13 protein-coding genes are annotated in these 14236 nt (G+C 60.8%); 9 read left to right on the top strand and 4 right to left on the bottom strand.

Features of this window, described 5'->3' with window-relative positions; genetic code table 11:
* Positions 1 to 214 precede the first annotated feature (214 nt).
* Positions 215 to 1534 (bottom strand): sensor histidine kinase, encoded by a 1320-nt coding sequence (locus AC0IYN_RS15815; protein ID WP_471842285.1) that lies wholly within the window; start codon positions 1532 to 1534, stop codon positions 215 to 217.
* Positions 1531 to 2241, bottom strand: coding sequence for a response regulator (locus tag AC0IYN_RS15810; RefSeq protein WP_406598385.1), 711 nt, complete (start codon positions 2239 to 2241; stop codon positions 1531 to 1533). The genes AC0IYN_RS15815 and AC0IYN_RS15810 overlap by 4 nt, the downstream gene beginning before the upstream one ends.
* Before the next feature lie 164 nt (positions 2242 to 2405).
* Here AC0IYN_RS15810 and AC0IYN_RS15805 point away from each other — a divergent pair, with 164 nt between their 5' ends.
* The 3 genes from AC0IYN_RS15805 (at position 2406) to AC0IYN_RS15795 (ending at position 6683) form a co-directional block, all read left to right on the top strand.
* Entirely contained in the window at positions 2406 to 3194 is a 789-nt protein-coding gene (locus AC0IYN_RS15805; protein WP_406598386.1) for an MlaA family lipoprotein, read from the top strand.
* 445 nt (positions 3195 to 3639) lie between these two features.
* Complete coding sequence (locus tag AC0IYN_RS15800) at positions 3640 to 5529, top strand: alkaline phosphatase D family protein (protein ID WP_457266746.1); 1890 nt, start codon at positions 3640 to 3642, stop codon at positions 5527 to 5529.
* A 140-nt stretch (positions 5530 to 5669) separates the two neighbouring features.
* Positions 5670 to 6683 carry a diguanylate cyclase domain-containing protein gene (locus AC0IYN_RS15795; protein ID WP_406598388.1) on the top strand — a complete coding sequence of 338 codons (1014 nt, stop codon included), beginning with the start codon at positions 5670 to 5672 and terminating at the stop codon, positions 6681 to 6683.
* Between the two features lie 12 nt (positions 6684 to 6695).
* On the opposite strand, the gene AC0IYN_RS15790 is transcribed toward AC0IYN_RS15795, so the two are convergent.
* Complete coding sequence (locus AC0IYN_RS15790; protein WP_457238753.1) at positions 6696 to 7724, bottom strand: amino acid ABC transporter substrate-binding protein; 1029 nt, start codon at positions 7722 to 7724, stop codon at positions 6696 to 6698.
* Between the two features lie 144 nt (positions 7725 to 7868).
* Here AC0IYN_RS15790 and AC0IYN_RS15785 point away from each other — a divergent pair, with 144 nt between their 5' ends.
* Both AC0IYN_RS15785 and AC0IYN_RS15780 read left to right on the top strand, forming a co-directional pair.
* Positions 7869 to 8762, top strand: a complete 894-nt coding sequence (locus AC0IYN_RS15785) for a LysR substrate-binding domain-containing protein (protein WP_252993018.1) — start codon at positions 7869 to 7871, stop codon at positions 8760 to 8762.
* 89 nt (positions 8763 to 8851) lie between these two features.
* A complete protein-coding gene (locus tag AC0IYN_RS15780) occupies positions 8852 to 10102 on the top strand; it encodes a 2-aminoadipate transaminase (protein WP_471842272.1) in 1251 nt (416 codons plus the stop codon).
* Here the strand turns inward: AC0IYN_RS15780 and AC0IYN_RS15775 are convergent.
* Positions 10099 to 12123, bottom strand: coding sequence for a c-type cytochrome (locus tag AC0IYN_RS15775; protein WP_406598391.1), 2025 nt, complete (start codon positions 12121 to 12123; stop codon positions 10099 to 10101). The two genes, AC0IYN_RS15780 and AC0IYN_RS15775, sit on opposite strands and share 4 nt — an antisense overlap.
* Before the next feature lie 229 nt (positions 12124 to 12352).
* Here AC0IYN_RS15775 and AC0IYN_RS15770 point away from each other — a divergent pair, with 229 nt between their 5' ends.
* From AC0IYN_RS15770 to AC0IYN_RS15755, 4 genes are all read left to right on the top strand, one after another.
* A complete protein-coding gene (locus AC0IYN_RS15770) occupies positions 12353 to 12607 on the top strand; it encodes a type II toxin-antitoxin system prevent-host-death family antitoxin (protein WP_406598392.1) in 255 nt (84 codons plus the stop codon).
* Positions 12604 to 12858, top strand: coding sequence for a Txe/YoeB family addiction module toxin (locus AC0IYN_RS15765; protein ID WP_135309690.1), 255 nt, complete (start codon positions 12604 to 12606; stop codon positions 12856 to 12858). The genes AC0IYN_RS15770 and AC0IYN_RS15765 overlap by 4 nt, the downstream gene beginning before the upstream one ends.
* A 69-nt stretch (positions 12859 to 12927) precedes the next feature.
* Complete coding sequence (locus AC0IYN_RS15760) at positions 12928 to 13431, top strand: DUF6622 family protein (RefSeq protein WP_406598393.1); 504 nt, start codon at positions 12928 to 12930, stop codon at positions 13429 to 13431.
* A gap of 70 nt (positions 13432 to 13501) precedes the next feature.
* On the top strand, positions 13502 to 14224 hold the full coding sequence (locus tag AC0IYN_RS15755; RefSeq protein WP_406598394.1) for a hypothetical protein: 723 nt from the start codon (positions 13502 to 13504) through the stop codon (positions 14222 to 14224).
* The last annotated feature ends 12 nt before the right edge of the window (positions 14225 to 14236 follow it).

Here is a 14236-nt window from a genome sequence, read left to right as displayed (position 1 = left end):
GTGCCCGTAATCCGACAGTGATTTGGGGGGCCGCCGCCACGCGCCATCCATGGCGCGGGGCGGCTAAACCGGCATCCCTGCCGGTTTACCCCCCAAATCCCTGCCGAATTCCGGCCAGCGTGTTTGACGGGGCGCCTGAGATCAAAAGCAGGATCAAGGTCAAGGTCAACGGCGACTCGCTTCGCATCGTGGTTAGTGGTGGTTGTATTGCCCGTCACACCGGCAGCACCACCACCGCCTCCAACCCTCCGCCCTGGCGTTCTGTCAGGGTTAGTGTTCCGCCGTGCTCCAGCACAATCGCCCGCGCGGTCGATAACCCCAGCCCAACACCGCCGGTGCTTTTATTGCGTGAACCTTCGAGGCGATAAAACGGCAGGAATACCTGTTCCCGATATTCAGCCGCGATACCTGGGCCTCTATCCAGCACCCGAATGACCACCTCTCCCGACTGTTGCTGTAACTCGACCTCCGGCGCCACGCCGTAGTGGATGGCGTTGTCCATCAGGTTGGTCATCACCCGCTTGAGGCCCAGTGGTCGACCGAAGTACACCAGGCGCGGTGGGCCGTGAAAGGTGAGGTCGATGGACTGGTCGCGGTAGTCGTCGATCAGGGTTTGCAGCAATTCCGCCAGGTCCAGTTGGGTGGCTTGCTCCAGCCGGGCGTCGTCGCGGAAGAATTCCAGGGCGGTGTTGATCATGGCCTGCATTTCGTCGACGTCGCGGAAGAGTCGTTGTTGCTGGTCGGCATCTTCGATGAACTCACCGCGCAGGCGCAGGCGGGTTAATGGTGCTCGCAGGTCGTGGGAGATGGCCGCCAGCATTTGGGTGCGGTCCTGGATGAAGTGCCGCAACTGCGCCTGCATGCTGTTGAAAGCAAGGATCGCCTGGCGCAGTTCGTGAGGGCCCATCGGTTCGATGGGCGGCGCGCGAAAGTCGGCACCGAAGCGTCGCGCGCCCAGGGCGAAGTGCTGCAGGGGCCGAGCCAGGCGGCGGGTCGCGATCAGGGTGACCAGCGCGGTGGAGATCAGCACCAACAGCACCACGATCAGGCTGCGCGCGCCATCATCCAGCCCCCAACTGCGCGACGACGCGCTGAACATCAGCCAGGATCGGTCAGCCAATTGCACCAGCAGCGCGTAGTGGCCGTTACCGTCTGGCCAGTCTGACGGTTCATAGGCCTCCATCGAACGCGGCGGCCCCTGTAGCAAATGCTTGAAGACCTGCTCGCCCGAGTGGAAGTCCGGGTCGTCCAGAACCGGTAGGCCCAATGCCTGCCGCTGGGCCGCCCACGTCACGTTGAACCCGTCATCACCCACCGCCTGGGCCAGGCGCGACCGCTGCGAGGGCTCCGAGGCCTCGACCACGCGTACCACCACGGCGATTTTTTCCAGTAAGCCGGTTTCCGTCAGCGGCGGCCGTGCCCACACACCTGCCAACTGCACGAACAACGCGTTGAAGGCCAGCGCGGTGATCATGGCGATCAGGATGGTCAGGGCGATCCAGCGGGCCACGGTGTCACGGGGGCGCAGGCTCATGAACGGGTCACGCTGGCGGTGAACTGATAACCGCCATTGCGCACCGTGCGGATCATCGCCGGGCGCTTGGTATCGAACTCCAGCTTGCGGCGCAGGCGGCTGACTTGCACGTCGATGCTGCGGTCGAATGCGTCATGGCTGTGGCCTCGCGCCAGGTTCAACAGTTGCTCGCGGGTCAATACGCGTTGGGGGTGCTCGGCGAACACCAGCAGCAGGTCGAACTCGCCGGACGACAGCGGGATCATCACCTGGTCGGGCGAGCGCAACTCGCGGCGCGTGAGGTCCAGCTGCCAGCCCGCGAACCGGATCAACGGGCGCGCGACCTCGCCCATCGGCGGTCGGCTTTCGCCCGCGCGGCGCAGTACGGCACGCACCCGGGCCAGCAATTCGCGTGCGTCGAAGGGTTTGCTCAGGTAGTCATCGGCGCCCATTTCCAGGCCAACGACGCGATCGCTGAGTTCGCCCATAGCCGTGAGCATGATCACCGGCGTGGCGTATTGCTGGCGCAGGCGCTGGCACAGCAGCAGGCCGTTATCGCCCGGCAACATCAGGTCGAGGATGATCAGGTCGGCCGGCTGGCGCTCCATTGCCGCCCACAGGTCGGCGCCACTGGCAGCCGTCTCGACCCCATAGCCGTGTTGCAGGAAAAATTTCTTCAGCAGCGCGAGGACCTCAAGGTCATCGTCCACGATCAACAGGTTGCTCACCGGCGGTCTTCACTGGGTTGGGTCGAGGTGCCATCTAAAACCATTCGGCGCGGCCCGTCATATATTTCAATCGTGCAATAAAGCGTCAATCACGCAATAAACCAGACATCTTTGCGCAAGACGGCAATGCCAGGATCGGCCTCCTTTTTGCGGAGACTGTGCCCATGCGCTCGCTGACGTATCCCCAGCATCTGGCCCGCCAGGCCGTGCTGTTGCTGACTGTGTCCTACCTGACGGGCTGTGCCAGCCCGGCCCCTGTAACGCCCATCACTCGCTGCGCGCCTGTGAACGACTCGGTGTACGACCCCGCCGAACCGGTCAACCGCAGCGTGTTTGCGTTTAACCGGGCGGTGGATGACTACGCTTTGGCACCGGTGGCGCGGGGTTACCGTTACCTGCCAGACTTTTTGCAACAGGGTGTGCATAACTTTGCCAGTAACTTCAGCGAGCCGAAGGTGTTTATCAACGATCTGCTGCAAGGCAACCCGCGGCGCTCGGTCAATACCCTGGGGCGTTTTGCCGTGAATACCACCGTGGGCGTGGTGGGGCTGTTCGACGTGTCGGACCGCCTGGGAATCCCACGGCACAACGCTGACTTCGGTCAGACATTCGGCGTGTGGGGCGTGGGTAACGGGCCGATCGTGGAGTTGCCATTGCTAGGCACCAGCAACAGCCGGGATGCGGCAGGCAAAGTGTTGAGCTTCCTGATTTCGCCGCTGGGGGACAGCGATACGGTGCAGACGTTGGGCACTGTCAGCCTGGTTGGTGGCACTGTCGATACACGGGCATCACTGTTGCCGCTGACCGACAGCCTGCAAAAACTGCCGGATTACTACAGCGCATTACGCAACGTGGTGGCACACAATCGTGCGGCGTTTGTGCTGGAAGGCAGGGACGGGGCGGCTTCACCCGAAGACAGCGAATGTGCAAAAGGCGCGAACGACGACTTCTGAAGTCCGCCGCAAGCGGCTGTCATATCTTGCAGCAGGCAGCTTATAGCGCGGCCTTTTTGCCTTCTATAACGTTGATTTTGCTTCGCCCAACAGTGCGAAGCATCCTTTACTTACTAGAAGGAAACTCCAATGTTTATCTCAAACCTCCAAATGTTGGGCATCTTTTACCACTCCATACTGCCGCAGGATGCCGGAGAGTCACAGCGCAAGGAGCGCAGTATTGAGGACAAACATTCGCAACGGAATACCGGGGACAACGGCGGTGCAGCAGCCAGTGACAGGCGCAGGAAGGGCCTCGGCAACACAGACAGCCTGGGCGGGGGCCACTTGCTTTAACCCGAATCATACGAAGGGCTGTGCACGGTTCTTCGTATTCCCCCCTTAACAAAACACTGACATTCACTGCGTTAATCTTGCCGGTTCATTCCGCCTGGACCTTGCCTGCATGCCGCACCTCGACACACTGCCCGCCGTACTGGCCGGCCCACTGCTGCGACGCCTCGAACCTCGGCGCCTGGTGTTGTGGCTGGTAGGCAGTCGAGCCCTGGAGTTGACCCTGAGGTTGCACCTGCCAGCCGAAACGCTGGAGATCACCCTCGACCAATGCCAGGTCGTGCCGGTGGGGCGCCATGCCTTTATCCACCTGATCGACGTCCCGCTGGATGATGCGCTGCCCCTGGACGTGGAGATCCGCTACGACCTGGTGTTCGACGACATCGGCATTGCCGACTGGGCACCGCACTTGCTGTATGCCAACGCGCAACTTCCAAGTTTTGTTTTGCACAGCCGTATCCATCAGTTGGTACACGGCTCCTGCCGCAAACCCCATCACAGCGCTGGCGAAGGCCTGCTGTGCGTCGACCGCCTGCTGGCTGAAGCCCACCCCCCGGCTGACCGCCCGGCCCTGCTGATGATGAGCGGCGACCAGGTGTACGCCGACGATGTCGCTGGGCCAATGCTGCGGGCGATCCATGCGTTGATCGCACGCCTGGGCTTGTTCGATGAATACCTGGAAGGCGCCGTGGTGGACGACAGCGCCAGCCTCTATGGACATCGCGCCAGCTACTACCACCGCGCCGACTTGCTGCCGGCACTGGACAGTAACGAGACCCTGCGCGAACGCTTCTTTGGCGGAGTGAAAAAACCCATTTTCACCAGCAGTACTGCCGACAATCACCTGGTGACCTTCGCCGAAGTCATTGCGATGTATCTGCTGGTGTGGTCACCCACGCCCTGGACGCTGATCACGCCTAAAGCGCCGCAGCTGAGTCCTGAAGAACAGCAACGTTATGCCCGCGAACAGGTACAGATCGATATATTCCGCGACGGTTTGCCTGGCGTTGCGCGGGTGTTCGCCCACCTGTCCACCTTGATGATCTTTGATGATCACGACATCACCGACGACTGGAACCTCAGCGCCCAGTGGGAGGAAACCGCCTACGGTCACCCGTTCTCCAAGCGCATCATCGGCAATGCCCTGCTGGCCTACCTGCTGTGCCAGGGCTGGGGCAACCAGCCGGATGCATTTGGCGAATTGATCAGCCAAAGCCAGGCGCTTACCCGCAAGCCCCAGGCCAACCATCTGGATGCCGCCGCGCTGGATGAATTGATCGAAACGCTGCTCAAGTTCCAGCAATGGCATTACGTACTGCCCACCACCCCTGCCCTGGTGGTGCTCGACACCCGTACCCGGCGCTGGCGCAGCGAGTTCACCCTCAAGCAGCCTTCCGGCCTGCTCGACTGGGAGGCCTTGAGCGAACTGCAACAGGAACTGCTCGACCACCCCTCGGCCATCATCGTCTCGCCCGCGCCGATCTTCGGCGTGAAGCTGATCGAGACGGTGCAGAAGGTCTTCAGCTGGTGCGGCCACCCCTTGCTGGTGGATGCGGAAAACTGGATGGCCCATCGCGGCGCGGCCCAGGTGATCCTCAACATCTTCCGCCACTCGCGCACGCCGGGAAACTACGTGATCCTCTCAGGTGACGTGCACTACTCATTCGTCTACGAAGTGCTGATCCGCCATCGCAACGCCGGCCCCAGGATCTGGCAGATCACCAGCAGCGGTATCAAGAACGAATTCCCCCCGAGGCTGCTGGAATGGTTCGACCGCCTCAACCGCTGGCTCTACTCGCCGCGCTCGCCCCTCAACTGGTTCACCCGCCGGCGCACCATGCAGGTGGTGCCGCATATTCCCGAGCATGCAGAAGCGGGCGAACGGCTATGGAATTCGGCGGGGATTGGCCAGGTGTTCTTCAACGAACAGGGCCAGCCTGAAGCGATTTACCAGCACAACGCGGATGGTAAGGCGCGGACGAGGATGGTGGCGCCGCAATAATAGCCAATCGCCATCCACCTCTAGCCGTACATCTGCCCTATTCAACGCCACCAAGCCCCGTTGTACAGTAGCGCCAGCCACGGAGTATCGGCGTCAACAACGACAGGCATTGAGCGCCTGTTCACGCAAGGAACGCGAAGATGAACGATACCTCCGACAACAATCCGTTGAAGCAAGACTTCTCCCACTTCAACGCCGACATGCTGCACACCGTTCTGGAGTTGGTCAGCGACGGAATTTGGGACTGGAACGCCAATACCGGGTTCGTCTACCGCAACCCGGGGTGGTACGAAATGCTCGGCTATCACCGCCATGCGCTGGAGAACAGCGTGTTCACCTGGGAAAACGTGATCCACCCGGATGACTACCAACAGGTGATGAAGCTGTTTGACGACTACATCCACCGCCGCGCCCCTCACTATCAGGCCGAGTACCGTTGCCGCAAGAAAGACGGCAGCTACCTGTGGATCGAAGACCGGGGCTACGTGATTGCGCGTAATGCCGACGGTTCAGTGGCGCGCATGGTCGGCGCGCACCGTGATATTCACCTCAGAAAATGCTCCGTCGAACAATTGGAACGACGTAATCAATCCCTTGAGGCCCTGGTGGCTGAACGCACACGCGAGCTGTCGCGGGTCAATCAACAGTTACAACTTCAATTGGATGAAAACCGCTCCTTGGCCGAGAGGGATGCCCTGACCCTGGTCGCCAACCGTTATCGCCTGGAGAAAGTGCTGCTGGAAGAGTGCGAGCGTGCCCAACGCTTTCGCCTGCCGCTGGCGCTGATTGCGATGGATATCGATGACTTCAAGCCGATCAATGACCGCTACGGTCATGGCGTGGGCGACCGCACATTGGTGCAGGTGGTGGAATGCCTGGAAAGCTGTATTCGCCCCCATGACGTGCTGGCCCGGTGGGGTGGCGACGAGTTTGTACTGGTGCTGCCCAAGACGTCGCTGGAGATGGCCACGGCGCTGGCAGAACGCATTTGCCAGGCGCTCAGGAAGCATCCGCACAGCGGCAACTTCAAGATCACCCTCAGCCTCGGCGTGGCCGAGCGTCAAAGGGATGAAACCCCCACAGCCCTGATGGCGCGTGCCGACCAGGCGTTGTATCGCGCCAAGGCTGCGGGTAAGGATGGGGTGTCGCAATAACACCCCTGCGGGTTATCGAACCGGCGGCGCGTACTGGATGCCGCCGTTGTTCCACAGTGCATTGAGCCCGCGCTTGATCTTCAGCACGCTGCCCTGGCCAATGTTGCGCTCGAACACTTCGCCGTAGTTGCCCACCTGCTTGACGATCTGCACCACCCAATCCTTGCGCAGTTTGAGGTCCTTGCCGTATTCGCCATCAGCCCCCAGCAACCGTGCAACGTCCGGGTTCTTGGTGGTCTTGGCCTGCTCTTCGACGTTCTGCGAGGTGATGCCCATTTCCTCGGCATTGAGCATGGCGAACAGGGTCCACTTGACGATGCTGAACCACTCGTCATCGCCCTTGCGCACCAACGGCCCCAGCGGCTCCTTGGAGATCACTTCCGGCAGCACCACGAACTCGTCCGGGTGGGCCATCTTGATGCGCTGGGCATACAGGCCCGACTGGTCGGTAGTCAGCACGTCGCAACGCCCGGCCTCCAGGCCCTTGGCGCTTTCGTCGGCGGTGTCGAAGGTAATCGGCGTGTACTTCATGCCGTTGGTGCGAAAGTAATCGGAGACGTTCAGCTCAGTCGTAGTACCGGCCTGAATGCACACCGTGGCGCCGTCCAGTTGCTTGGCACCGGTGACGCCCAACTTGTTATTCACCAGAAAGCCGATGCCGTCGTAGTAGGTCACACCGGTGAACACCAGGCCCATGCCCGAATCACGGGAACTGGTCCACGTGGTGTTGCGAGAGATCACGTCGATCTCGCCGGACTGCAGCGCGGTGAAGCGTTCCTTGGCGGTCAATTGGGTGAACTTCACTTTCGACGCATCACCAAACACCGCCGCCGCCACCGCGTGGCACACGTCCACATCGATGCCGGTCATCTTCCCTTTACTGTCCGGCACGCCAAAGCCCGGCAGGCCATCGCTGACGCCGCATTGGATAAAGCCTTTTTTCTGGATCGCGTCCAGGGTCACGCCCGCATAGGCGGAGCTCGCCAGGCCAAGCGCGGCGGTGGCGCCCATCGCGGCCAACGTCATTTTGAATCGGTTCATGCAAGGCTCTCCCTGTCATTCCTTATTATTCGGCGCCGCATAGCCCGCGCCGGTTTATAGTGCTGCCGGGCAGTATCAACGGCTTTACACACCTGCCACAAACGACCTTTAGGCAAAGGCTCCTTCCGATTTGGAATGAACTGCATGATTTCAAAACGCTTGACCCCTTCGATGACGGCCTTGCAGTGCTTCGAAGCCGCCGCCCGACATTTGAGCTTCACTCGCGCCGCCGAAGAGCTGCACCTGACCCAGAGTGCAGTCAGCAAGCAGGTGGCGCAGTTGGAAGAGATGCTCTGCCACAACCTGTTCGAACGGGTGCGTCAGCGCCTGTACCTGTCGCCAGCGGGGTCGTTGTACCTGGCCGAAGTGCACAAGATCCTCACTCAGGTGGACATCTCCAGCCGCTACATCCTCACCTACGGCGGCGAAACCGAAGTGCTGCGCATCGCCACCCAACCGACCTTCGGCGACCGTTGGCTGGTGCCCAAGCTCAAGGATTTTGCGGCGAAACACCCGAACATCCACTTGGATGTGCGCAACGAACTGGAGCCCTTCGATGTGCTGCAGGCCAAGGCCGATATCGCGTTTTTCTTCGGCCAGGGCTCATGGCCGGGCGCGACGTGCATCGAGTTGTTCCGTGAGGCGGTGGTGCCGGTGTGTGCACCGGGGTTTGTGGCCGAGGGCAGCGATGCTTCCTCACGCCACACCTTGCTGCAATGCACCTCGCGCCCGGAAGCCTGGCACGAATGGTTCCTGGAACAGGGGCTGCACTCGCAGAACAGCTACCACGGACCGCGCTTCGACACGTTCTACATGTGCATTCGCGCGGCGCAATCGGGCTATGGCGTGGCGTTGGTGCCGCAGTATCTGGTGGCCGAAGAACTGGCACAGGGCAGCCTGATGATTCCGTGGGACTACGCAATGCCGAGCAGCGGCGCGCACTTTATCGCTCACGCCGAACATGCCGGCGAGATTCCCAAGGTGAAGGCGTTCCTGAACTGGATGGTGGAGTACATCCGCGCACATCCCGACTTTTAATAATGACCCGGCGACTTTATTTCGTTTGCGGCAAGGGCGGGCGCCCGGCTTAGATAAAAACAAGCCCGTCACTGCCGAGTCCCCGATTCATGAGCCGCGAAACCATCAGCCAGTCGATTTCCATCGTTCACCCTATCAGCCTCAGCCACGGTAAAAACGCCGAGGTGTGGGACACCTCGGGCAAACGCTATATCGATTTTGTCGGCGGTATTGGCGTGCTCAACCTTGGCCACTGCCACCCCGGCGTGGTCGAGGCGATTCGAGAGCAGGCCACCCAGCTGACCCACTATGCGTTCAATGCCGCCCCGCATGCGCCCTACATCGAGCTGATGGACCGCCTGACCGCGTTCATCCCGGTGGACTACCCCGTCAGCGGCATGCTCACCAACAGCGGCGCGGAAGCGGCGGAAAACGCGCTGAAGATTGTGCGTGGTGCCACCGGCCGTACGGCAGTGATCGCCTTTGACGGCGCCTTCCACGGCCGCACCTTGGCCACGCTCAATCTCAATGGCAAGGTGGCGCCCTACAAACAAAAGGTCGGGGTACTGCCGGGCCCTGTGTATCACCTGCCCTACCCCAGCGCCGATAACGGCGTGACCTGCGCCGAAGCACTGAAGGCCATGGACCGTCTGTTCAGCGTCGAAATCGACGTCAACGATGTGGCCTGCTTCATCATCGAGCCGGTACAGGGCGAAGGGGGGTTTCTTGCCCTGGATATCGAGTTTGCCCAAGCCCTGCGGCGCTTTTGCGATGAGAACAAGATCCTGCTGATTGCCGATGAAATCCAATCGGGCTTTGGCCGTACCGGCCAGCGTTTTGCCTTCTCGCGCCTGGGTATCGAACCGGACTTGATCCTCTTGGGCAAGAGCATCGCGGGCGGCGTACCGTTGGGCGCAGTTGTCGGGCGCAAGGCACTGATGGACAACCTGCCCAAGGGCGGGCTTGGCGGTACCTATTCCGGTAACCCCATCGCCTGTGCGGCGGCATTGGCCACGCTGGATGCAATGACCGATGAACACCTGGAAGCCTGGGGCTCATACCAGGAAGAAGCCATCGTTCGCCGTTATGACACCTGGCGCGCACAAGGCCTCACACCTTACCTCGGCCGCCTGACCGGCGTCGGCGCCATGCGCGGTATCGAGTTGGCCAACGCCGACGGCACACCCGCGCCGAAACAACTTGCCCAACTATTAAGCCTGGCGCGGGACGCCGGTGTGTTGCTGATGCCCAGCGGCAAGGCGCGGCACATCATCCGTTTGCTGGCGCCGCTGACCATCGAGCCCGCAGTGCTGGAGGAAGGCCTGGATATTCTCGAGGCCTGCCTCAAACAGCTGGACTAGTAACGCGCATCGACAGGTTTACCGCCGTTCGGCCAGTCCTTGACCTTGTCCGGGAAGTCCGGGCGCGGTTGCCCCGAGAAATACGCAGCCACGTCCACGGCTTCCTGGTCCGACAGACCGCCCTGCCCCAGCGGGAATTTCTCGTGGAAGCCGATCGGCATGTTGCGTTTGACGAACGCCGCTGCCGTGTAGGTGCGGGCCATGCCGGCGCCGATATTGAAGGATTGCTCACCCCACAACGGTGGGTAGATCAGCTCGCCATCCGCCCGCGCCAAGCCCTGGCCGTTGTCGCCATGGCACACCGCGCATTGCTTGGCGTAGACCTGCTTGCCATTGGCCAGGTCCGGCTTGATCGCCGGGTCGACCTTGCCTACGCCGCGCCCGGCGACTTTGTCTTCGGGGCGGGTGTTGTTTTTCATCCAGTCGAAATACGCGACCATCGCCTGCATGTCCGCCGATTGCGGCGGCAGCGGCTTGCCATTCATCGAGCGACGGAAGCAGCCGTTGATCCGCTCTTCCAGTGTCACCACCTTGCCAGCACGCGGCGCATAGCCGGGGAAAAAGGCGGAGACGCCCACAAACGGCGAGCCGTCCGCCACGGTACCCGCGTTGAGATGGCAACTGGTGCAATTGAGCGAATTGCCCACGTTATTGGGCAGCAGCGCCTTGGTTTGCAGGTGCAGGCGCATGCCGCGAATGACCTGGTCGGCGTTGGGAGCCGCGAGCAGATCGGCCAGGCGCGGGGTTTCGAAGGTGGACGAATCGGTCGTGACCGGGTTGAGTTGGTCACGCAGTTTCTTCACCTGGCCGGCGCTGATCGGTGTGCCTTCGTTACCCCAACGGGTACGTACGAAACTGAGGATTTCAGCGATTTCCTGATCGTTCAAACGGGCGAAACCCGGCATGGTGTAGACCCGTGGGTGGGTCGCTGTTTGTGCAGTTTCCCAGCCCGTGAGGGTGATGTGCAGCAATGAGGTTGGGTTGTTGGATGCAATACTCGGGTTGCCCGCCAGGGATGGAAACAGGCCTTTTACGCCCGCGCCGTCACTGCGATGGCAGTCGCTGCAGAACTGCATGTAACCCAGGCCGCCACGGCTGGTGAACAGGTCGGCGGGCGGCGCGGCGGCGGGCCTGGGCACAGCCGGCATGGGCAGGTCGTCCTTACCGGGCGGCAGTGACTTCAGGTAACTGGCAATGGCGGTCAGGTCGTAGTCGCTGAAGTGCTGGGTACTGTGGTGAATCACATCGGCCATGTTGCCGGCGACCGTGGCAAAGCGGTTTTGCCCGGTCTTGAGCAGTTGCACGGTGTCTTCCACCGTCCACAGGTTGCGCAGGCTCAAAGCCCGCCAATGCTCGACGGTTTCGCCGGCCAGGTAGTGCTGGCCGCTGGAACCCTCGTCGCTCATGGCTTTTTCCTGGAACGCAATGCCCCGTGGCGTGTGACAGGAGCCGCAGTGGCCCAGGCCCTGGACCAGGTAGGCGCCACGGTTGAGTTGTTCATCGCGTGCAGGATCCGGCTTGAAGGGTTGTTTGTCGAGGAAGACAAAATTCCACAACGCCAGCCCCCAGCGCTGGTTGAACGGGAAGCCCATGTCCGCCTCAAGATTGGCCTGCTGCACCGGCTCGACGCCTTGCATCAAATAAGCGAACAGGGCACGCATGTCGGTTTCGCTCATCTTGGCGTAGGACGGGTACGGCATCGCCGGGTACAGGTTCATGCCCGTCGGCGTCACGCCTTCGCGCATGACGCGGTCGAACGCTTCGAAGGTGTAGGCGCCAATCCCTGTCTCTCGGTCCGGCGTAATGTTGCTCGAATAGATCGTGCCCATCGGCGTGCTCAGCTCCAGGCCGCCGGCCATCACCTTGCCTTGCTTGGCGGTGTGGCAGGCGATGCAGTCGCCCAGTTGCGCGACGTATTTGCCTTGCTCGATCAGCGAAGCGTCGGGAACGTTGGCGTGCAGGGGAAGAGACAGGCAAAGCGTCGCCCCCAGCAAGGCCAGGCGGGAAAGGGAAAGCGCCATCGCATTAGTCCTTTAATAACCTGGCATGGGGCGGTCCCCTCGGCGCAGGTCAGTGGTCGTTTTTATGGGTTCATCAGGCCTCTGTGTTGTAACGGTTTTGTGGGCGGGGAGTGTTGATGTGGGTCAGGGGCAGATCGCCGACACGTAACTCGCTCGACCGTTGATAAGATGCCCCTTGAAGGCATGTACGTATTTCTGTACGTTTAAGCCATCAAACGAGGACACCATCATGGAAACCATCAACTACACCAATGCCCGCGCTCATCTGGCCGAAACAATGGACCGGGTTAACGAAGATCACATTCCATTATTGCTGACCCGGCAAAAAGGTGAGCCCGTGGTGATGATTTCGCTGTCAGAATTCAATGCCCTTGAAGAGACTGCCTATCTGCTGCGCTCGCCCAAAAATGCCGAACGCCTCATCAACTCAGTCAATAGCCTGAAAGCCGGTAAAGCGAAGCCAAGGCGGTTAATTGAAGAATGAAAATACTCTTTACCCCTGAGGGCTGGGACGACTATCTGTGGTTTCAACAGAACGACAAGGCAGGGCTCAAGCGTATAAACCTGCTGATCAAAGCCATCCAGCGGGATCCATTCGACGGCGTTGGCAAGCCTGAGCCGCTCAAACACAACCTGAGTGGTTTCTGGTCTCGACGGATCACGGCAGAGCATCGTCTGGTCTATGGCATTGAAGACGACGAAGTACAGATACTGATGTGCCGTTATCACTACTGACAGCATTTGCCAGCAGTAACCTGATACATTCCGAAATCTAGCCAACGCATCTCTGCACGGACGCACACCATGCTCGACATCCTCCAAGGCACGCCCATTTGGGTCTACGCCATTTACCTGTGGATTTGCTACTACGGCATCAAGGCCTGCCTGGGCGGACGCGAAAATCGCCGCTCGCTGGTGATCCTGCCGGTGGTGTTGGTGGTGTGGTCGTTGATGTCGTTGGCGCCTTCAATCTTGTCGAGCGGCGCCTGGGTTGCCGGCGCGGTGCTGGGCAGCCTGGTGGGGATGGTGCTGTTCAACGTTGAAGGGGCGCGGCTGGACGCCAATGGCGACACCCTGGTATTGCCGGGCACCTGGAAAACCCTGCTGATCTCGCAACTGTTCTTTGCGGTGAAGTACTACTTCGGTTACCAGCAAGCCGTGCATCCGCTGCTGCTGAGCACGCCGTCGATGTTGATGGCAGTTGGCGGCGTATCGGGGTTTACCGTAGGTCTGTTTTGCGGACGAGCCGTAAGGCTGCAGCGGGCGCTGGCGGCGTTGCGTCGGGATAAGGGCATTGTGCTGCCTTGACCTGACCTCCCTCCCCCCTGAAAATGCCCGACGCTTTTTTGTCCTCGTTTACTGAAGTAGTGAAATTTCAATGTCCGATTCTTACACCGAAATATCCGCCCCCGAAGAATCCGTAGCCGCGTTGCAATCCAAAGCCGAATACGAAAACGCCATCAATCTTTCACAGCATCTGCCAGCGGCCAAGATCATCAGCGAGATGGTGCTGGACGCGTTCCACACGTCCAAGGAAAGCGACCAGATCCGCGAGCTGCGCGTGGCCATCCGCCAGGCCCATGACGCCTTCGACGACGACAAGGCCTACGACCTGATGGGCCAGCTCAAGCAACTCAAGGACGCCGAAGCCGCCGATAACGCCGCTTTGGAGAACCTGAGCAGTCAGTTTTCCATCAGCCGCATCCTCTCCAGCTTCAAGGACGACCCTGAATTCCAGGAGTTGGTCTACGGCCTGGCGTTGAAAGTGCTGAACCAGAGCCACCAGGCCATCAGCAACCCGAGCGCCGGCAAGAGCAAGGCCTCGCGGCCCAAGAAAGAGGCCGAAGTGTTTGTGATCAGCAAGGATGGCATCAGCGTCACCTTGCCGCTGCGCACGCCGCGCTCCAAGCTGAACGTCGACCGTGAAGCGTTCGAGTTCCTGGGCTTTGCATTCGTGGGTGAAGGCAGTGAAGCAGAGCTGGAAAATGAAACCTTCGTCGACAACAGTGGCACGGAGCAACCGGTCACCCGCAAGAGCATCGTGACCGCGCTGCAGCAACAAAGCGCCTTCGACGGCTATGCCATCAGCGCCCAGTCATGACGTAATGCAACA

This window comes from Pseudomonas sp. AC112 (assembly GCF_979253545.1).
The sequence above is the reverse complement of the archived record's forward strand: the minus strand, read 5'-3'. Positions and strand labels throughout refer to the sequence as shown.

What these genes read in the sequence shown, in the direction of transcription:
- AC0IYN_RS15815 (WP_471842285.1), bottom strand. Translation starts at nt 1,534, where the DNA reads ATGAGCCTGCGCCCCCGTGACACCGTGGCCCGCTGGATCGCCCTGACC.
- AC0IYN_RS15805 (WP_406598386.1), top strand. Translation starts at nt 2,406, where the DNA reads ATGCGCTCGCTGACGTATCCCCAGCATCTGGCCCGCCAGGCCGTGCTG.
- AC0IYN_RS15800 (WP_457266746.1), top strand. Translation starts at nt 3,640, where the DNA reads ATGCCGCACCTCGACACACTGCCCGCCGTACTGGCCGGCCCACTGCTG.
- AC0IYN_RS15795 (WP_406598388.1), top strand. Translation starts at nt 5,670, where the DNA reads ATGAACGATACCTCCGACAACAATCCGTTGAAGCAAGACTTCTCCCAC.
- AC0IYN_RS15790 (WP_457238753.1), bottom strand. Translation starts at nt 7,724, where the DNA reads ATGAACCGATTCAAAATGACGTTGGCCGCGATGGGCGCCACCGCCGCG.
- AC0IYN_RS15785 (WP_252993018.1), top strand. Translation starts at nt 7,869, where the DNA reads ATGATTTCAAAACGCTTGACCCCTTCGATGACGGCCTTGCAGTGCTTC.
- AC0IYN_RS15780 (WP_471842272.1), top strand. Translation starts at nt 8,852, where the DNA reads ATGAGCCGCGAAACCATCAGCCAGTCGATTTCCATCGTTCACCCTATC.
- AC0IYN_RS15775 (WP_406598391.1), bottom strand. Translation starts at nt 12,123, where the DNA reads ATGGCGCTTTCCCTTTCCCGCCTGGCCTTGCTGGGGGCGACGCTTTGC.
- AC0IYN_RS15770 (WP_406598392.1), top strand. Translation starts at nt 12,353, where the DNA reads ATGGAAACCATCAACTACACCAATGCCCGCGCTCATCTGGCCGAAACA.
- AC0IYN_RS15765 (WP_135309690.1), top strand. Translation starts at nt 12,604, where the DNA reads ATGAAAATACTCTTTACCCCTGAGGGCTGGGACGACTATCTGTGGTTT.
- AC0IYN_RS15760 (WP_406598393.1), top strand. Translation starts at nt 12,928, where the DNA reads ATGCTCGACATCCTCCAAGGCACGCCCATTTGGGTCTACGCCATTTAC.
- AC0IYN_RS15755 (WP_406598394.1), top strand. Translation starts at nt 13,502, where the DNA reads ATGTCCGATTCTTACACCGAAATATCCGCCCCCGAAGAATCCGTAGCC.